The organism is Nostoc sp. T09, from assembly GCF_002154695.1.
In the GTDB taxonomy this organism is placed as follows: Bacteria; Cyanobacteriota; Cyanobacteriia; order Cyanobacteriales; family Nostocaceae; genus Aulosira.
Genome location: NZ_MTAV01000087.1, coordinates 1 through 19,403 on the forward strand (window position 1 = coordinate 1; position 19,403 = coordinate 19,403).

Consider the following 19,403-nt stretch of genomic DNA (forward strand, 5'->3'; position numbering starts at 1 on the left):
CTGGTTACGACTTCATCCTTAATGCCTTATCTGTCGCAAACATTTTTTGAATTGGTATTAGATGAATTGCAAGCTATAACTGTGCGATTGTTAATCCTGGCTGATGTGTCTCTTCACAACAACAACCCGCAACCCCTTCTGTAGGATGAATCTCACGCAGAGTAAGTACAGACGGCTTGGCAAACAAAGGACAGGAAGGTAATTGCCATTGCACGGTTGAGACATTCAAGTCTTTGATTAACCCAGTTTTGATGTCTAGCACCCAACCATGAATTGTCGGGGCTTTTTTCTCATGGAGGGCTTTGCGCACGATGGAAGTTTGGTAGAGATTCTTAACCTGCGCCAGAACGTTGATTTCTGCCAAGCGATTTAGACGTGCTTCTCTGGTTGGTATGGCATTAATCTCTTCTTGGTTGTGTAAATAAAGTTCCCGAATGGGATTTACCCAGTTATCAATGATTCCGGTGGTGCTTCCTTCTAGCGCTGCTTTAATTCCACCACATCCGTAGTGTCCACAAACAATAATGTGTTTAACCTGAAGATGGGAAATCGCATAATCTAAAACCGCTAAGAAGTTCATATCTGTTAGCGAAACTTGATTAGCAATATTGCGATGTACAAATAACTCTCCGGGTTCTGTGCGGGTAAAGCTATTCAGAGGTAAACGACTGTCAGAACAACCTATGTAAAGAAAAGGTGGTTTTTGCCCTTCGGCTAATCTGTCAAAATAGTTCACGTCTAAGGCTAGTTTTTCTGCAACCCAAGACTGATTATTGGTTAGAAGTTCATCAATGGTGTGATATTTCATCAATATATTGTCTTTTATCTCTATCTATCGGTATGCTCTCCATGCATCAAGCTATAGCGCTTTTCGTTTGCATGAATTACCCGCTTTGAAGACTCAATTATTGTCAAGGCACAACAATTAAGCAGCTTTATAGTGATCTATACAACTGCAAATTGCTATTAGCTTGTTAGTTTTCTCGTGCTTAGGGATATTCGTGAGAAACAAACGGAACTGCTACTATTTCACCTTCGGTTTCTCCTACTTGCACTTTCAAGCCAACACCGCCCGCTTTGGTGCGAATGTAACCTAGCCCAAAGTAGCCGTCGACTGTTTCAGTGTAACTGGTGAGTTTGCCAACTTTTTCATCTCCTACTGCGATCGCTGCTCCAACTTCCGCAGGTCCACTCAGACGAATTCCCCAAAGGTGTTGTTTTACACCTTTATATGTATTTAACCGGGCAATAGTTTCTTGTCCAATATAACAACCTTTATTAAAGGAAATTGTTTGCCATAAACCGACTTCTAGAGGATTGTAATCATCTGTTAGTTCCGCATCTGGGGTCGGGCGTCCTTGTAATATTCGCAACAAATTCCAGGCGCGATCGCTCAATTCTACTGCCCCAGATTCTAAAATTTCGCTCCAAATCCTCTCTTTTTCTGAGACAGGCAAAATTAGGGTATATCCAGGGGAAGCCAAGCCGCTACCTACAGCAACAATTACTCCACCGTTGACTAAAACATGATTACCATAGGGTTGACCAATAATTGCCCCAGCGCCTAATTTTTCAATAATGGCATCACTTCCCGAACCGATGAGACTTAAGGTTGCGGTTTCATCAGTTACATCGGTCAATAGCACCTTATCAGCAAAAAAGATATAGCGATCTAACCACTGCATGAGAAATTCACGGCGGTTAGGCGAAACCAATAATAAAACTGCATCCTCTAAAACGTAGGCAGTCACCAAGTCAATCGTGCGGGCGGTGGATGTCACCATCACAGTGTCGCACCCTTGTCCAGGCTTGAGACTTTGGAAGTCATTAGTACTTTGGTTGTGTAAAAAGCGGAGACGTTCATCATCAGAAACACGGATGCGTCCCCAGTGAGAGCGATCGCATACAGCAACCCCTTCTTTTACCGCTTGGATAGCTGCTGCGTCTTTAGCGTCAATTGCAGATGTTGGCATGGTAATGAAGAGTTGCTTAGTTTCAATGTTGTCGCATTGGAAATCTTAGCAAATTCAGGTTTGCTGGTTCAACAGTCAATAGTCGTTGGACTCATTACTCCCCCAGAGGAAGTTCAATGCTACTCGTCTAAATTTGTGGTTTCATTTGAAAGATATCAACTATAGCTATATAAAGTTTTAGAAGTTTTATGATGCCGAAAGTTGCACCTGCTGTAGTGGTACTTGGTCAAAATAGTGTGGCAGTAGCACGCAAAATCATTAGTGTTCTGCCAGGGGCGACGTTATACGGTTTGGCAGGTCGCACTTGGGAGGTTGATGTCAACTTTAGCAATTTCGGTGACACACTGCGGGAGTTGTTTGCCCAAGGAAGACCACTGATTGGGATTTGTGCCGCAGGTATTTTAATCAGAACCCTAGCGCCAATGATTTCAGATAAACGGCAAGAACCGCCAGTACTAGCTGTAGCTGAGGATGGTAGCGCGGTTGTTCCGCTGTTAGGTGGATTAAGTGGGGTGAATGATTTGGCACGCCGCATTGCTGAGGTACTGGATGTCAAAGCTGCAATTACAACTACTGGCGACATCCGCTTTCGCACAGCGCTTTTGTCTCCTCCTCCTGGCTATCATTTAGCTAACCCAGATGATGCCAAGACATTTATTTCAGATTTGTTAGCTGGGGCGCAGGTGAAACTAGAGGGAACAGCACCTTGGTTGAGTAACAGTCAATTGCCGATTGACTCTAATGGAAATTTGACGATTAAAATTAGCGATCGCGTGGTTACTCCTACAACCAATTGTCTTGTCTACCATCCAGCAACGATCGCGATCGCTATCAGTGACATCTCTGGAACTAATGATGAAGTAGTAGCTTCAGTACGACAACTATTAGCAGAAGCGGAACTTGCGCCTGCATCGGTAGCTGGGGTATTTGCACCCATCTCTACCGCTGCAAATCCTGCAATCCACGCTGTTGCTAGCGCGTTGGAAGTGCCTACACGTTTTTTCACCCCAAATCAACTAGAAAACCTGCGATCGCAAGGTTATACCCTTGCCCAAGCCGTAGCTATGGCGGCTACAGGTACATCTGGACAACTAATTTCGACAGCAGAAGCAGAAGTTGCGATCGCTATTTCGCCCCAACCAATCGACCCCAGCACCATCGGTCAACCACGCGGGCGATTAGCAGTGATTGGCACGGGGCCGGGTAGTCTAGAGTGGATGTCTCCTGAAGTCAAAGAAATCCTCAAGTCTGCTACTGATTTGGTAGGTTACACAACTTACTTAAATTTAGTTGGTTCCCTGGCTGAAGGTAAGCAACGGCATGATTCCGACAATCGAGAAGAAATAGCACGGGCGGAAATGGCGCTGGACTTGGCAGCCGAAGGGCGATATGTGGCTGTGGTATCCTCTGGCGACCCTGGTATTTATGCGATGGCGACAGCGATTTTTGAAGTACTCGATCGCCATGCCAAACCAGAATGGGATAGTATCGACATTCATGTAGCACCAGGCATTTCAGCGATGCAAGCCGCCGCCGCTGCCATTGGCGCACCCTTGGGGCATGACTTCTGTGCTATTTCTCTCTCAGATATTTTGAAGCCTTGGTCAATTATTGAACAACGAATTGCTGCGGTGGCTGAAGCTGATTTTGCGATCGCTTTCTACAATCCTGTTTCTAAAGAGCGTACTTGGCAACTAACAGAAGCTAGAAATATTTTGCTGCGCTATAGAACGCCTGATACCCCAGTAGTGTTAGCACGAAATCTCGGCAGGCCGGGACAGGCTGTTAAGGTGATTACTCTTGAGGAGTTAGCACCAGCAGTAGCAGATATGCGAACAATTATTCTTGTTGGTTCCAGCAAGACGCGGACGATTCAGCGCGGCGATGGTAGTATCTCCGTTTACACTCCACGTCGATACGGTTAAAATCGCAATCATCAAAAAAGGGAATAGGGGTAGGGAAACAGGGAACATATTTCTCTATTTCCTGTTCACTAGAGATTCGCAAAAAATAAATTAACCTATATTGCAATCCTAAATTATTCTTGAAAAAATCTCTTGCCTATTGCCTCCCTACAAAACTAATTTCATAACTCATATAGGATTGCTATATGCCTTACGATATTACTATGTGCCCCGGACAAAATTGTCCGATCAAACAAGATTGTTACCGTTTTACCGCTGAAATTTTGGGTCGTCAGGATTTTTTTGGAACCGATCCCTATAATTTTACGACTAATTCCTGTGAGTATTTTATCAGTAATCGCCCAGATGAAGATAAAATCCGTTTCAAAGCTTATGAAATCTGGCAACAAACAGGCTATCCGGATGGCAAGTCTGTGGAACATTGGCTTCAGGCTGAGAAGGAGTTGACAGAGTAATAAAAATTACCTTCCTGATGGATATTAGTTTGTACTGTAAGATGAAATCGGCTCATTTGAGCAGTCGAAATTCTTCACCTGGAAACCAATGAACAAGTTTATATTTCACTTACTTTCGACTCCTGTACTTATTAGCTCTATCTTGTCTACAGGAGCCGTAATCAATCAAGCCCAAGCTATAGAGCCAACACCCACAAATACAGATCGTCTATCTTGTATCCGCAATAAACATAAAGTCGGTTTAGTATGTGCCAGAGCTTCTGTATTGGAGCAACTTCCTAAATATCAACCAGAAGCGCAACCCTCTCAGGATGGTGTGCCGATGTTAGAATTTAATGACCAAGAAAGTGATATGGCGATCGCATTATTTGGTTGTGATTGTCCTGCTTGTATAAATTCTTTAAGGAAGATGCAGGGCGCAACGCCGTTAGTTTATTAACCTTTTAAAGTATTTGTTTCTGCTTCGCCGCAAAAAACTTCCAAGATTAACGCTTGGAAGTTTTTTTTGTTATTAGCACAGCTTGAAGTAAAATCGTAGCGTTTTAAACAAGCTAAAACTATAACAATTTTTTGCCTTGATAAATGCCTTGGTTTTACGCAATTAGAAACTGTTGTAAAAGCAGTTTAGGGGAATACCATTAGTTAACCGAGAGGTTAGCTTTGCATTAACTAACATACATTTAATAACTAAAATGCCTAACAATTTTCAGTTTTAAATCACTGAACAACTACTACCCCAAGTCACCCATTTATGCGATATGCCCACTTGCACAATGCTTTCGCCTATCTCTTGTTCGGTGATGCTTGCGCCAGTGAAATCTGCATCAGTGATTTCTGCTTCATCGAGATTGCAACTAATCAAATTTGTTTCTCGAAGATTAGCACCTCTTAAATCGGCTCCACTCAGTTCTGCTTCGCTGAGGTTTGCACCAAATAGGTTTGCCATTGCTAAATTTGCACCCCGCAAATCAGCACGGCTGAGGTTTGTTTTCTCTAAATTAGCTTTGATCATTTCTGCGCCAATCAGGTTTACCTCACTCAAGTTAGCACTGTTGAGATTGGTACTAGTTAGATCGGCATCAGTCAGGTTTGCTCTAGTTAAGTTAGATTCACTTAAGTTAGCTTCACTTAAGTCGGCTCCACTCAAGTCAGCATCCGCAAAATTTATCCCACTCAAATCAAGATTAGCAAGGTTAGCCTGATGCAAATTGGCTCCATTAAAATTTTTTTCTCCTGCTGCATATCGACTCAGGAGCTTGTTCGAGTCCATATTGTCACCTCGCAATGTCTACAGGTAAGTCAAGTCTAGTTGTGAGTTACACTCCACCCAAACCACACCAAAAACATTTGGTTGTCTCAGCAACCAAAGTATTAGTTTAGTAAAAACTTTTATTCTTATTGTGCTATGGTTTCAGAAATTATGAATACTTACTTAATCTAAATATAGGAATTTTGATTAATTATGCACAAGTTGTTACTACCTCTCTGTCATTTAACTAACAATTATTTTTTCTAACATTTTGAAATATCCGATAGTTGAGGAAAAGGGGGCAGTATGAGATGGAATTATTTAACTCGGAAATTTCATTGATGGGTTAAAGTAATGTAAAGCATTGTCATTTAATAGCTAATTATTGATAATGCGATCGCACTTGATAAATTACCGCTCCAGTTTTCCCCAAACAGATGCTTTCTCTACTTAAATCAATCTCAGATATTTTGAGTATTGGTAGCAGTTCTAGGTTTACTACTCCAGCCTTAAGGTTTAATCTCATACCCTAATATCTCCCCAAGCGATCGCTCTATGAGTTGGCTGACTAACTGATTACCTTGTAAGTTAAGGTGAATGTGGTCTTGATACAACGCTTTAACGTTTGGGTTTGAGTTGAATATTGGCAACACATCTATATAAGTAATCTGCTGCGCTTTAGTAAAGTCACTCAAACGTTGACGTGCTTTAATTTCGTAATCGCGGGGGCCTGGTTCACCAATCTCTCGCAATAAGGGAGTCATTACTAACAGAAATTCGCTGTTGCTTACACGAGTTAGCGCCTGAATTCTGCTGATAGCATCTAAATTGATCCCAACGCGATCGCCTGGTTCATTTTGTACGGCTTGGATTTCGGGAATTGGCTTTTGTTTAATTAGATAACGTTGCCAAACTTCTACTAAAGCCAGGGAAGGTTTACGATCTGGATAGTTGCGATCGCGTCCCACTGGTAAGGATGTTGGAGCCGTAGCAAACAAATCATCAGTATTAATTAATAACACCACTGCCTTGGCTTGGAAATTCCCAAATCGTTGGAGATAGGCTAATTCATTCCTGGGGCCCCAAGAGTTTGCTGACGCATTTAATACTTCGGCTTCTTGATATTTACCATTAGTGGCTGAAGCTAAGGAGCGCATCATCAGATTAGAAATTGTATTATCTTGGTCTGTCCACCAGCCACCATTAGCGATCGAGTCTCCCAGAATTAGCACTCGCAGTGTGGAAGGTGCAGGTGTCTGTGGGATCGGGCTGCTACGCATAGAATACTGATTAATCTCAATGCGATTTCCAAAACGGTGGGTGTGCTGGTTAGGCGCTAACAAATAACCTATTTGCTCGTCACCAACGTAAATCAGGGGATTGCCAAAGCCAAATAGCGATCGCAGCCCGATCTCAATTGATACCAATAATCCGATAACTACTGCCAAAACTATGAACAGCGCTAATTTCACCTGCAACTACTCTCCAATTAATTTCAGAAAATTAATCGCCAAAAAATAAAGTATTAAATTATACTATTTTATTTTCAGTCCGTAGACTGATTTTTGAGAGTTTTCCGGCTGTTGAGTTTAAATACATTTATGCAAGAAAAAATTATATTTTAGTATTTTAAATTACTTTTATTAGCAATAATTTTAGAGATACTTGTGCCCAAGCTCTCACTATACAACCTTGATTAGCAAGTTAGTTTTATATATTTAGGTATAAAATAATACTTTGTGCCCAGAGATGTAGATAGACATGTTGCTGTCATTGTTGCAAAGCTTAAACAAAATAATAATGACGATTTAATACTATCTTTGGACAGAAGGACTACAATCAAAACGGACAAATTAGCACTGTAACAAAGGAGGTTTACAAAGCTATGTCCGACTTAAATCGCGGAATCATGAAATTCGAGGGTGCGGATTCTCCAAAAGTTGTCACTATCTCTACCGTGCTGCTTTTGGGGTCAATAGCTGGTCTGATTATTTGGGCATTACAAGCTGCCTATGCGCTAAACTAAGGATTAGCTGCTTAGTATTTGGTAAGTTGGCAAGGCACTGGGTAAAATGGCTTCTGCCTGACCCAAGTGTCCATTGCCCAACTCTTAAAAAGTGCCCTTGAAAGCATCAATAAAATTTCCGAAAGATTTTAGATTTGAGATTTGAGATGCAAGATGCAAAGTGCAAGATAAATCTAAAATCCAAAATCCAAGATGTTTGAACTTTGGGGTGCCTTAACTATTTTAATTGTCTGCCCACTCTTGGGTGCGTTACCGCTGATTAGCTGGATTACCTACGCCCTTACAGGAAGGCAATTGACAAAACTCGGTACGGGAAATATCAGTGTGTCAGCCGCTTTTTACCACGGTGGCAAACTGGTAGGGATTCTCGCAGTCTTATCAGAAGCTTTTAAGGGTATTGCAGCAGTTCTCATTGCCCGTGCTTTCTTTAAAGAAGGTTCAACTTGGGAATTGATTGCCCTGATTGCCTTGGTAGTAGGTAGATACTCGATTGGCAAGGGAGCAGGCACAACAAATGTCGTCTGGGGATTTTTGGTACACGATCCACTCGTGGCAGGTTTTATAGGTTTTTTAGCAGCTCTCAGCTTTACAGTTTTGCAATCAAAAAAACTAGTAAAGTTTGGAGTTTTGCTGCTGTTTCCTCTGTTTGTGGCAGTGTTACACATTGAAGATTTTCCCAGAATTGTTGCGGCTGTTAGCCTAGCTGGCTTATTAGGTTGGATTTATACAAAAATCCCTGATGATCTCAACCTCCCAGCCCAAGGCGCGAAAGCGGAATCGAAAGCCATGCTGGAATTATTGGGTGGCGAACTAAAGCTGATCTCTCTAAGCGAAGACTTGGATGAGGCAAAAGTGGGGCATAAAGCAGCTGCACTATCTCAACTCAAGCGATGGGGTTACCCAGTGCCTAAAGGGTGGGTACTTGCTCCAAACGACGATGCCGAAGTAGTGAGCGACTTTTTCCAACCCTCAGAATTATCACCTTTAGTAGTGCGTTCCTCGGCAATTGGGGAAGACTCAGAACAAGCTTCCGCTGCTGGACAGTACGAAACGGTATTGAACGTTACCAGCGAACAGAAGCTAAAAGAAGCGATCGCTCAAGTTAGAGCTTCTTACGATCAGCCAGCTGCCGTACAATATCGACGTGATCGCGGTTTACCAGACCAAGCAATGGCAGTGCTGATTCAACAGCAAGTCCAAAGTGTATATTCGGGCGTAGCTTTCAGTCGCGATCCGATTACTCAACAAGGCGATGCTATTGTGATTGAAGCTTTACCAGGCAGCGCCAGTCAAGTTGTTTCCGGCAGAATCACCCCAGAACAATATCGGGCTTTTGTTGTTGAGACAGAGAATTTCTCATCTGTGCAATTAGAGGGTACAGGACGAGTACCACAAGCATTAATCAAACAAGTAGCATTATTAACTCGCCGTCTAGAAAAACGTTACCACGGCATTCCTCAAGATATTGAGTGGAGTTACGACGGTCAAACGCTTTGGGTATTACAAGCTAGACCTATTACTACCTTATTACCCATCTGGACACGTAAAATCGCTGCCGAAGTCATTCCTGGAGTGATTCACCCCTTAACTTGGTCGGTGAATCGTCCCTTAACTTGTGGAGTTTGGGGAGAAATTTTTACTATAGGTTTAGGCGATCGCGTTTTAGGGTTAGATTTTGCCGAAACTGCCACCTTGCATTATTCAAGAGCATATTTTAATGCATCGCTCTTAGGGCAGATTTTTCTGCGTATGGGTTTACCGCCAGAAAGTTTAGAATTTTTAACTAGAGGCGATAGCTTAAGTAAGCCACCTTTGCTCTCCACCTTGCGGAGTGTACCAGGATTGCTGCGGTTGGTGCGGCGGGAATTGGATTTAGAAACAGACTTTAAGCGAGATTACCGCGAGAAGTTTATTCCTGTGTTGTCACAGTTGGCTCATGAATCGATCAACGATTTAGAACCATCCCAGTTGTGGAAGAGAATAGAATTAATTTTAGATATACAGCGCCTTGGGACTTACTACAGTATTTTTGCTCCCCTGAGTGCTGCCATCAGACAGGGAATTTTTCGGGTGAAGGATGGGCAAATTGATAACAGCGTTGCGCCAGAAGTAGCGGTGTTGCGATCGCTAAGTGCTTTAGCGCAAAATGCCAAGCAAGTATTACCCGAATTTGAACCAGAAAAGGTATTTGAGCAGTTGGAGGAAACTCCCGAAGGCCAAAATATTCTGTACGATTTTAACGAACTGCTTCAGGATTACGGCTATTTAAGTGAAGTTGGAACTGATATTGCCGTTACCACCTGGAAGGAAGACCCCCAGTATGTCAAACAGTTATTTGTACAGTTAATGCAGGGAAATGAGCCGCAAACAGGCGGTGTAGACCCGATAAATCAGGTCTTTTCTGGCAAACGAAAACGCGGTAATGTCCAACGACGTGTGGATCTTAAAGGTCGAGTCACCGAGGTTTATTCTCGACTTTTAGCTGAATTACGTTGGAGTTTTGTCGCTTTAGAACAGATTTGGTTAAAGTCCGGCTTGCTTAAAGAAACTGGGGATATCTTTTTTCTAGAGTTGGATGAAATTGGCAATCTAGTTGCGGCGGCTGATTCCGAATTTAGTAATCAGTTGCAGAACTTGGTGCAAAAGCGGCGATCGCAATTTGACCAAGACAGTGAAATCAATCAAGTTCCGCTTTTAGTCTACGGTCATACGCCTCCTCACCCCCTAGCCCCCTCTGTCCTCTACTCTGACCAAGTTATACAAGGTATTCCCGCCAGTCATGGACAAGCTGAAGGCAGAGTTAAGGTGTTGAGAAATTTACAAAATATACCAGAGATTAATAAAGAGACAATCTTGGTAGTACCTTACACAGATTCCGCCTGGGCACCATTACTAGTCAGGGCTGGAGGATTAATTGCTGAGGCAGGAGGCAGACTTTCTCATGGTGCGATCGTTGCCCGTGAATACGGTATTCCCGCAATCATGGATGTACGTGGTGCTACCTGGCTGCTGCAAGATGGGCAGAGAGTACGGATAGATGGCTCTAGGGGTATTGTGGAACTGTCGAATGATTTAAGACCAGAATGATTAGCACTTCCCTGAATGATCTACCAGAAGAATCTGTTTCTCACAACCCCGAAATCAAGAAAAAGGTAATGTTGCGGTTTGGGGATCTCCCTCACCTGACTAACTTTTCTCAAGCACGTTTTGCTCCCGGACAAAGCGCACCAGCACACGCCCATCAGGATATGGCGGAAGTGTTTTTTGTGGAAGCAGGTTTGGGGGTAATTCATATTGATGGTAAAGAATATCCTTTACTTCCAGGTAACTGCGTTGCCGTAGAACCGGGAGAAATCCACGAAGTTGTGAATAGTGGTACAACTGAACTTGTGCTGACCTACTTTGGTTTGCGAGTGGAAAAGCAAGCCTGATGTAAGGTTCTGGGCTTTTAAATCTCCCGCTTCGTTTTGTTGGCGAATTAGCAGAGGATTAGGTTAGTCCTTGACCCGAATGACAGCCGTCACCCTCCGGGTACTCTGCGAGAACCCCTATAGGGAACGCCAGTTCGACGGGACGGAAACCGACACCGCCGACTGGACTTACCATTCTATGGTGCGGCTACTCGAACCTAGACGCGGAGCAGCTTCCCGCAGGGTAGCCAGCCTCCGCAGGCTCTAGAAATTCAGGCTGTAGGGCAGGGCTTCGTATCATTAGCCCCAGGCTTCTAGCGTGTGGGCGGTGGCTGTTTGAGCGAACTTTTTATCTCAGCATTTAGGGCTACAATTTGCCTGCTGTATCTTTTGAGAAGTTGGGGATCTGGATGCGGCAAATTTTCACCAATCAAATCGGATTATTATATGCAAACCAAATGTATGTGCGCTTATTTATAGATTAAAACAATGATGACTATAAATAATTAGCGAAAGTTAGTCATTTAAATTAAATGCAATCAGTCTAAAAATATGCATTCATAGTATGCAAATAATACAATCCATAAATTTAAATTTATATATTAGGAATTTTCGGCGGCATTGGGTCAAATATATATAATTTTACTTATATAACCAATCTAATATTTATTTAATATTTCCTAGGTCAGAGTTAACCATTTGCACTTTAAAGCCTGTACACTAATTTTTAACAAGTTAAGTGATGCTTCCGCTGTTCCCCAGATTCTAGTCTATTCCTACCCCAAGTTTTGTTGATACATACAGCATTCGTTTTCGCCATTTCTTTTAGAGATGACGAAAATCCTCTTAACTAAAATAGGTCTGGTTTACCTTTTTAAAGCGTAAGAAAAAATTTTTTCTTGCCTCAATTGTCATAAATATAAAACCTATTTACCACTTTTCAGGAGACACAATGAAAGGGTTTTTTAATCAATTTTCTCGCCGTAAGTTTATCTTAACAGTAGGATTATCTGCGAGTGCTGTATTGTTAAAAGGCTGTTTAGGCAATCCCCCTGAAAACCTCAGCAATGGCGGTGGGACAACACAAGCAGCAGTTAAGCAAGTAGCTAATATTAGCCCCGAACAAACACCAGAAACTACTACAGTTAAGCTAGGATATATCCCGATTGTAGAAGCAGCACCCCTAATTATTGCTAAAGAAAAAGGCTTTTTTGCTAAGTATGGCATGAGCAATGTTGATCTTTCTAAGCAAGCTTCTTGGGGTTCAGCAAGAGACAATGTAGAAATTGGTGCTGCTGGTGGTGGTATTGATGGTGGCCAATGGCAAATGCCAATGCCACATTTAATTAGTGAAGGCTTAATTACCAAGGGTAATCAAAAAATTCCCATGTATGTTTTGTGTCAATTAATTACTCATGGGAATGGAATTGCGATCGCAAGTAAGCACCAAGGTAAAGGTGTAAGTCTGCAACTGGCTGGTGCTAAGTCTTTATTTAAAGAACTCAAATCATCCACACCCTTCACCGCTGCATTTACCTTTCCCCATGTCAACCAAGATTTATGGATTCGCTACTGGTTAGCAGCAGGTGGTATAGACCCAGATGTAGACGTGAAGTTGCTCACTGTACCTTCGGCGCAAACTGTTGCCAACATGAAGACCGGAACAATGGATGCATTCAGTACTGGCGACCCCTGGCCTTATCGCCTTGTCAACGAAAAAATTGGCTATGTGGCAGCATTAACCGCAGAGATTTGGAAGAATCATCCAGAAGAATACCTGGCTATGCGGTCCGATTGGGTAGACAAACATCCTAAAGCAACCAAAGCGATACTCAAAGGCATCATGGAAGCGCAGCAATGGTTGGATAATTTTGACAATCGCAAAGAAGCTGCGCAAATTCTCGCAGGTAGAAATTATTTCAATCTTCCTTCAGCAGACATTCTGGCAGAGCCATTTCAAGGTAAGTATGACATGGGCGATGGTCGCAAAATTGATGATAAATCAATGGCAGCTTACTACTGGAAAGATGGAAAAGGTAGTGTTTCCTATCCCTACAAGAGCCATGATTTGTGGTTTATTACTGAAAGCGTTCGCTGGGGATTTTTACCCAAAGATTACATTGCCAATAATGCTACGAAAGCTAAAGAACTAATTAATAAAGTCAACCGCGAAGACATTTGGAAAGAAGCCGCGAAAGAGGCAGGAATTGCTGCGGCTGATATTCCCACAAGTACATCTCGTGGTGTAGAAGAGTTTTTTGATGGCACCAAATTTGATCCAGAAAAACCAGAAGAGTATTTGAAGAGTCTCAAAATCAAGAAAGTTAGCTTTTAGTCAATAGTCAAGGGTTAAGGGACAAGAGTCATTTGGTATTTATTCCAAGCATAAATACCAAATGACCAATGCCAAATACCAAATGCCAAATACCAAATTACCAATTTAGAGGAGATAACAGTTTATGACACTTGCCCAAAAACGCCCTGTAAGCCCTAGATTTGATAACAGCTTTATATCTCGTCTGCAAAAGCAATTTCCCGATATTATACCCCCTGCGATCGCGATCGCTATTTTCCTCGCTTTGTGGCAACTTTTTGCTTTGACCCCTGGCGCAACCTTACCAGGCCCAATACAAGTTATCCAAGACACCTGGATACTAATTTTCTGGCCCTTTTACGACAAAGGTGGCATAGATAAAGGTCTTTTTTGGCAGATTTGGGCAAGTCTACAACGGGTTGCTATCAGTTATACTTTGGCAGCAATTGTGGGTATTGGGTTAGGCATTTTAATTGGGGTGAATAGAACTATGTCTAAAGCTTTAGACCCCATCTTTCAGCTATTGCGAACTGTACCACCTTTAGCTTGGGTGCCAATTTCTTTGGCAGCTTTACGCCAAAATGAACCAGCAGCTTTATTCGTTATCTTCATTACAGCAATTTGGCCGATATTAATTAATACGGCTGTGGGTGTGACTCAAATTCCCCAAGATTACAATAACGTTGCCAAAGTTCTACAACTTAGCCGCAAAGACTATTTCATAAATATCTTAATTCCGGCGGCGTTACCCTACATTTTCACTGGTTTAAGAATTGCAATTGGTTTGGCTTGGTTAGCGATTATCGCCGCAGAAATTGTCATGTCCGGTATTGTCGGTATTGGCTTCTTTATCTGGGATGCTTATCAAAATAACAACGTCAGTGAAGTAATTTTGGCTCTAGTTTATATCGGCGTTGTCGGTTTGATACTCGATAAACTCATGGCTTGGCTTCAAAATTTGATTTTGCCAGCAGAACAGAAGTAGTCGTTAGTCATTAGTCATTGGTCAATAGTCATTAGTAAAAACATATTGCCAAAGGACAAATGACTAAACACCAAGGACAAATAACAAATGCCAAATACCAAAGGACAAATGACAAATGAGCATATTCGTTGCTGTTGACCAAATTGATAAGGTTTTTGAATTAACTGGTGGTGGTCAATATATCGCCCTTAAAGGAATTGATTTACAAATTAAAAAAGGTGAGTTCGTTTCTTTAATTGGTCACTCCGGTTGTGGTAAATCCACGCTATTAAATATGATTGCTGGGTTGGATTTACCATCTGAAGGTGTAGTTACTTTAGAAGGGCAAAGAATCACCAAACCTGGCCCAGACCGGATGGTAGTATTCCAAAATTATTCGCTACTACCTTGGCGGACAGTTAGAGAAAATATTGCCCTGGCTGTAGATTCAGTCATGAAGGGTATGCCCGCTGCGGAACGCCGATCTATTGTAGAAAAACATATAGATATGGTGGGTTTGCGTCCCCATGCTGATAAACAGCCAGGAATGTTATCTGGGGGACAAAAACAGCGAGTTGCGATCGCCCGCGCTTTAGCGATTCGTCCCAAGTTACTCTTGCTAGATGAACCCTTCGGTGCATTAGATGCACTCACAAGAGGCAATTTGCAAGAACAACTCATGCAAATCTGCGAAGAAAATGAAGTCACGGCGGTAATGGTGACACATGACGTAGATGAAGCAGTGTTGTTATCTGACAGAATCGTCATGTTGACCAATGGCCCCGAATCTAAAATTGGTGACATCTTAGAAGTAGATATCCCGAGACCCCGCAAGCGCATGGAAGTAGTAGAACATCCCAGCTACTACAGTCTGCGCAGTGAGATGATTTACTTCCTCAACCAGCAGAAACGCATCAAGAAAATTCGGGCGCGGAAAACTGCGGCGATTTCCCGTCATGGCTTAGAAAAAGTTAACTTAGAAATTGGCTTTTTACCACTCAGCGCCTGCGCCCCCTTGGCCATTGCCAAAGAAAAAGGCTTTTTTGCCAAGCATGGTTTAGATGAAGTCAACTTAGTCAGAGAAACCAGCTGGCGCGGTATTGAAGATGGTATTGCTGGTGGTTATTTAGATGCTGCTCAAATGCCTTCGGGTATGCCAATGTGGTTAACATTGGGCGGACATAAAAACCAACCGCTACCCGTTGTCAGTTCCCTCACCATGACTCGTAACGGTAACGCCATTACCTTGGCAAAACGCTTTTACGACCAAGGTGTACAAAGCTTATCAGACTTCAAAAAATATCTCCAACGTACCCGCGAACAAAGGCACACAATGGGGGTAGTCCATCCCGCATCAATGCACAATTTACTGCTGCGTTACTGGCTAGCGGCTGGAGGAATTGACCCCGATAGCGATGTGGATATGAAGACCATTCCCCCAGCGCAGATGGTAGCCGACTTACAAAATGGCAGTATTGACGGTTACTGTGTGGGTGAACCTTGGAACTACCGCGCCGCCATTGAAGGTGTTGGCTTTACCGTTGCTACTGACTTAGAAGTATGGCTAGGACACCCCGGTAAAGTTCTCGGTGTGCGGGAAGATTGGGCAGAAGCTTACCCCAATACCCACATTGCATTAACTAAAGCCTTACTAGAAGCTTGCGTTTACTGTGCAGATCCCAAAAATGCTGAGGAAATTAGAAGGATTACAGCCGGGCGAGATTATGTCAGTACAGATATAGAGTATATTCAACTCGAAGATCCCGAAGGCTTGACTTGTGACTTAGACCATCCACTGCGGGATTACGCCCATCACCAGTTTTATTCTGAGTCTGCAATCAACCGCCCCAGCCGTACCGAACAAATTTGGATCATGAGTCAATTAGCGCGGTGGGGTGATACTCCCTTCCCCAGAAACTGGGTAGAAGTTGTGGAAAGAGTTTGTCGAGTCCGCGTCTTCAGCACCGCAGCTAGAGAATTAGGTTTGGATATTAGCTACACTCGCCAACCTATTCAGCTATTTGATGGCACACCGTTTAACGCCGACGATCCAATCGCCTATCTCAACAGTTTAGATATTAAGCGCGACTTCTCCGTTGCTGAAGTCATCCTCGATGCACCCAGAAGAACAGCAGCCTAGAGAGAATTCAAAATTAGGCTTCTCTGCGAGAGGCTACGCCAACGACTTCGCTCAGCCTTCACCGTAAATCTAGTCAAAGAGTTTACTCTGAGCGAAGTCGTTCTCCGAAGGAGTTCCCGTTCCCCGAAGGGGTTGCCGAAGGCTAGGGTAGGGTCAAAATTCAAAATTATTTTCCCACCGTTTAAACCTTGAGGACATCCTTAGCCTTCATTTTTCCAGACTTGAGAGTCTTTGAACTCCGTTAATGAGGCTCATAACTCGGTGAACGAGGCTAATAACTCCGTTAATGAGGCTTAGAACTCCGTTAATGAGGCTAATAACTCCGTTAATGAAGCTCAGAACTCCGTTAATGAGGCTTAGAACTCCATTAGAGAATACCAAAAAGGTAATCACGCTTCTTTTTCTTTCTACCTCTGCGCCTCTGCGCGACGGACACTTTCCTCAACGGGGGGAACCCCCGCACGGAAGTATCCTCCTCTGCGTGAAGCTAATTCATCTTTCCACTCAGCAACGCCCTAATTTTCACCCTTCACCCTTCCTAAGTCGCCATGCAAAACCGCAATTTAAGATTAGCCGAAAGAACACCATTAGCAACTGGAATCAGCAATCGCCAACCTTTCCTAGAGATTAGAGACGTTTCTAAAGTTTACCCCACAAAAAAAGGCCCCTTCACCGTACTCGACGGCGTTAACCTCAACGTAGAACAAGGCGAGTTTATTTGCGTAATTGGTCACTCTGGCTGCGGCAAGTCAACCCTGCTGAATATGGTATCGGGTTTTAACTTTCCCACCTCAGGACAAGTGCTGCTAGAAGGACAACCCATCACTAAACCAGGCCCAGACAGGATGGTTGTCTTCCAAAATTATGCCTTACTCCCCTGGCGCACTGCATTTGACAACATTTACCTAGCTGTTAACGCAGTCTACCCCGAAAAACCAGAAGCTCAAAAAAGAGCGATCGTCCGCGAACATTTAGCAATGGTGGGACTCGCCGATGCGATGGAAAAGAAACCAATGCAAATGTCTGGTGGTATGAGACAAAGAGTTTCTATCGCCCGTGCTTTGGCAATTCGTCCCAAAGTTCTGATTTTAGACGAACCTTTTGGGGCATTAGATGCAATTACCAAAGAAGAGTTACAAGAAGAATTACTGAAAATTTGGGGTGATAACCGCTGCACAGTGCTGATGATTACCCATGATATTGATGAAGCGCTATTTTTAGCAGACAAATTGGTGATGATGACCAATGGCCCTCATGCAAAAATTGGTGAAGTCTTGGAAATTCCCTTTTCCCGTCCACGCGATCGCGCCCGCATCATGGAAGATCCACAATATTACAAACTACGCAACTATGCCCTAGACTTCCTATTTAACAGATTTGCCCACGACGATGTAGGCTAAAACGTTCCCTAGAACAACAAAGGTTAGTACTAAGTCAAAAGTAAAAGGTAAAGTCAAAAACCTGCCTTTTATTTTTGGCTTTTTTCTTTGTTACTGCTTTTACAAATAAATGAATCGGTGCGCCTTACCAAGGATTTGGATATTGTTTCCTGTTGGGGTGACCAGCTTTAGCTTGAAAGCTAAGTTTCAAGCCAGAGTTTGTGGACAGTAACCCAATCCCCTGATAAAAACTTGGCGAAACGCTTCTATCTCCTGCGTTTCCGGCTGGCCATGAGAAACGACAGCAACCTGGTAGCGATGCATGACATCAATAGGGGACTGTCCGCCAGCCAAACTCCAAAGCGCTAATTGTACCTGCTTTGGTGGTGAGTACCTAATTCCTAATTCACTTAAGACTGACCTCAAGTCACCATCTTCTTGAGGTGAGACCTGATACTTTAGTCTGACTTTAACTACCCAACCATCAATTTGATTAATCACAGTGACGAAGCTGATTTTGAGTTGAGGTTTACTCTGTAGGTATTCAATCAACCGTAATGTAAGGCTGGCATTCGCCAGATAGCACAGGTATTCCATATGAGTGCTGCTGAATTGGGTTAGTTCAGTTTGAAGATACAGAAACAATGTGAGGAACTTGTGAGCGATCGCCCCTCACCTTTTGCCCTTCATCTTTAACCCCATCCCTCAAAGATTATGGCTGACTTTTTAGGCAACTATCCTATTTGCATGACTTGTTTTATCCATAACGCTATATCTTGTGAATTCGCATTTACACCTTTTAGGTTAGCAGTTGTAAATTTTGCGATCGCAAACAAATAACTTTTCAATCACAATCACTTCTTAAATGCAACATAATAGCTGTCGAGAGTCCATCCCACAGCGGAGTATTAACATCAGCTTTTCTCAATGCTTCTGCTGCCCAGGTATTACAATTTCTCAATATTGAATAACTGCCCAATGCATCATAAAAGCCAGCATTAGCCGTATGACCATTACCAATACGGATGACTCTACCTTGATTGTTTACTTTAAAAGTAGCTTGAATAAATTTTATTAATTCTAAATAATGATTTTTATTAACTTTAATACATTTAACTTCTAAATAATCTGGTATTAATTGATAACCTTGAACATATATGACAGAAGGAGTTGGTAGAAATAAAGCTCTAAAAGTCGTAGACAATCGTAAATCCGCCACAGATGGCGTTGACATATAAAAATCGCGATCGCCCCAACCAAAACTTAAATAATTATAATCATTGAAATTCTCTATGCCAATTCTTTCTACAGATATATACTTGTGCCAATCAAAAACATAATTTTTTGTCGGTACTATAATATTAGAATGAATCCCAGTATTAGAAATACAAATAACCAAATTACAATTTTCTTTTGGCTGATAACCCCATTTCCTAGGGATGAATACACCAATAGCTAATAAAGCTAGACTAGATAAACACAATCTACAAAAGTGACGCCGACATAAAAAACAGCGAGCCAGTAAATTCTGAGTAAATTTCATAACAGCCCTAACAAGTTTTGTAATT

At 42.6% G+C, this 19,403-nt stretch carries 17 protein-coding genes; 10 read left to right on the forward strand and 7 right to left on the reverse strand.

The window, feature by feature from the left end; translation table 11 throughout:
* Nucleotides 1-73 precede the first annotated feature (73 nt).
* Both BV372_RS18370 and BV372_RS18375 read right to left on the reverse strand, forming a co-directional pair.
* Nucleotides 74-808 carry a carbonic anhydrase gene (locus BV372_RS18370; protein ID WP_086687936.1) on the reverse strand — a complete coding sequence of 245 codons (735 nt, stop codon included), beginning with the start codon at nucleotides 806-808 and terminating at the stop codon, nucleotides 74-76.
* A gap of 181 nt (nucleotides 809-989) precedes the next feature.
* Nucleotides 990-1,973 (reverse strand): folate-binding protein YgfZ, encoded by a 984-nt coding sequence (locus tag BV372_RS18375; RefSeq protein ID WP_086687937.1) that lies wholly within the window; start codon nucleotides 1,971-1,973, stop codon nucleotides 990-992.
* A 188-nt stretch (nucleotides 1,974-2,161) separates the two neighbouring features.
* On the opposite strand from BV372_RS18375, the gene cobJ reads away from it, so the two are divergent.
* The 3 genes from cobJ to BV372_RS18390 all read left to right on the forward strand — a co-directional run bounded on the left by cobJ (nucleotide 2,162) and on the right by BV372_RS18390 (nucleotide 4,792).
* Nucleotides 2,162-3,898 carry a precorrin-3B C(17)-methyltransferase gene (gene cobJ, locus BV372_RS18380; RefSeq protein ID WP_086687938.1) on the forward strand — a complete coding sequence of 579 codons (1,737 nt, stop codon included), beginning with the start codon at nucleotides 2,162-2,164 and terminating at the stop codon, nucleotides 3,896-3,898.
* 185 nt (nucleotides 3,899-4,083) lie between these two features.
* Nucleotides 4,084-4,353, forward strand: coding sequence for a DUF2934 domain-containing protein (locus BV372_RS18385; RefSeq protein WP_218776743.1), 270 nt, complete (start codon nucleotides 4,084-4,086; stop codon nucleotides 4,351-4,353).
* A gap of 88 nt (nucleotides 4,354-4,441) precedes the next feature.
* Nucleotides 4,442-4,792 (forward strand): hypothetical protein, encoded by a 351-nt coding sequence (locus tag BV372_RS18390; RefSeq protein ID WP_086687940.1) that lies wholly within the window; start codon nucleotides 4,442-4,444, stop codon nucleotides 4,790-4,792.
* A 273-nt stretch (nucleotides 4,793-5,065) separates the two neighbouring features.
* Here BV372_RS18390 and BV372_RS18395 read toward each other — a convergent pair whose 3' ends face one another.
* From BV372_RS18395 to BV372_RS18400, 3 genes are all read right to left on the reverse strand, one after another.
* On the reverse strand, nucleotides 5,066-5,623 hold the full coding sequence (locus BV372_RS18395) for a pentapeptide repeat-containing protein (RefSeq protein WP_086687941.1): 558 nt from the start codon (nucleotides 5,621-5,623) through the stop codon (nucleotides 5,066-5,068).
* 361 nt (nucleotides 5,624-5,984) lie between these two features.
* Nucleotides 5,985-6,128: a hypothetical protein gene (locus BV372_RS36440; protein WP_179198141.1), complete on the reverse strand. Its 144-nt coding sequence runs from the start codon at nucleotides 6,126-6,128 to the stop codon at nucleotides 5,985-5,987.
* A complete protein-coding gene (locus BV372_RS18400; protein WP_086687942.1) occupies nucleotides 6,112-7,074 on the reverse strand; it encodes an SGNH/GDSL hydrolase family protein in 963 nt (320 codons plus the stop codon). Before BV372_RS18400 ends, BV372_RS36440 begins: the two co-directional genes overlap by 17 nt.
* A 413-nt stretch (nucleotides 7,075-7,487) precedes the next feature.
* Here BV372_RS18400 and BV372_RS36445 point away from each other — a divergent pair, with 413 nt between their 5' ends.
* From BV372_RS36445 to BV372_RS18430, 7 genes are all read left to right on the forward strand, one after another.
* A complete protein-coding gene (locus tag BV372_RS36445) occupies nucleotides 7,488-7,628 on the forward strand; it encodes a hypothetical protein (RefSeq protein ID WP_062289360.1) in 141 nt (46 codons plus the stop codon).
* A gap of 192 nt (nucleotides 7,629-7,820) precedes the next feature.
* Nucleotides 7,821-10,715 (forward strand): glycerol-3-phosphate acyltransferase, encoded by a 2,895-nt coding sequence (locus BV372_RS18405; RefSeq protein WP_086687943.1) that lies wholly within the window; start codon nucleotides 7,821-7,823, stop codon nucleotides 10,713-10,715.
* Nucleotides 10,712-11,059 carry a cupin domain-containing protein gene (locus BV372_RS18410; protein ID WP_086687944.1) on the forward strand — a complete coding sequence of 116 codons (348 nt, stop codon included), beginning with the start codon at nucleotides 10,712-10,714 and terminating at the stop codon, nucleotides 11,057-11,059. The genes BV372_RS18405 and BV372_RS18410 overlap by 4 nt, the downstream gene beginning before the upstream one ends.
* A gap of 931 nt (nucleotides 11,060-11,990) precedes the next feature.
* Nucleotides 11,991-13,373: a CmpA/NrtA family ABC transporter substrate-binding protein gene (locus tag BV372_RS18415; RefSeq protein ID WP_086687945.1), complete on the forward strand. Its 1,383-nt coding sequence runs from the start codon at nucleotides 11,991-11,993 to the stop codon at nucleotides 13,371-13,373.
* Between the two features lie 124 nt (nucleotides 13,374-13,497).
* Entirely contained in the window at nucleotides 13,498-14,337 is an 840-nt protein-coding gene (gene ntrB / locus BV372_RS18420; protein WP_086687946.1) for a nitrate ABC transporter permease, read from the forward strand.
* A 115-nt stretch (nucleotides 14,338-14,452) separates the two neighbouring features.
* Complete coding sequence (locus BV372_RS18425) at nucleotides 14,453-16,456, forward strand: nitrate ABC transporter ATP-binding protein (protein ID WP_086687947.1); 2,004 nt, start codon at nucleotides 14,453-14,455, stop codon at nucleotides 16,454-16,456.
* 548 nt (nucleotides 16,457-17,004) lie between these two features.
* The gene (locus BV372_RS18430; RefSeq protein WP_086687948.1) at nucleotides 17,005-17,856 is read left to right on the forward strand and encodes a nitrate ABC transporter ATP-binding protein; all 852 of its coding nucleotides are present in this window, start codon (nucleotides 17,005-17,007) and stop codon (nucleotides 17,854-17,856) included.
* 186 nt (nucleotides 17,857-18,042) lie between these two features.
* On the opposite strand, the gene BV372_RS18435 is transcribed toward BV372_RS18430, so the two are convergent.
* Together BV372_RS18435 and BV372_RS18440 are read right to left on the reverse strand one after the other, a co-directional pair.
* Nucleotides 18,043-18,432 (reverse strand): hypothetical protein, encoded by a 390-nt coding sequence (locus tag BV372_RS18435; RefSeq protein ID WP_086687949.1) that lies wholly within the window; start codon nucleotides 18,430-18,432, stop codon nucleotides 18,043-18,045.
* A gap of 247 nt (nucleotides 18,433-18,679) precedes the next feature.
* Nucleotides 18,680-19,378 carry a DUF2459 domain-containing protein gene (locus BV372_RS18440; protein ID WP_086687950.1) on the reverse strand — a complete coding sequence of 233 codons (699 nt, stop codon included), beginning with the start codon at nucleotides 19,376-19,378 and terminating at the stop codon, nucleotides 18,680-18,682.
* Nucleotides 19,379-19,403: the final 25 nt, after the last annotated feature.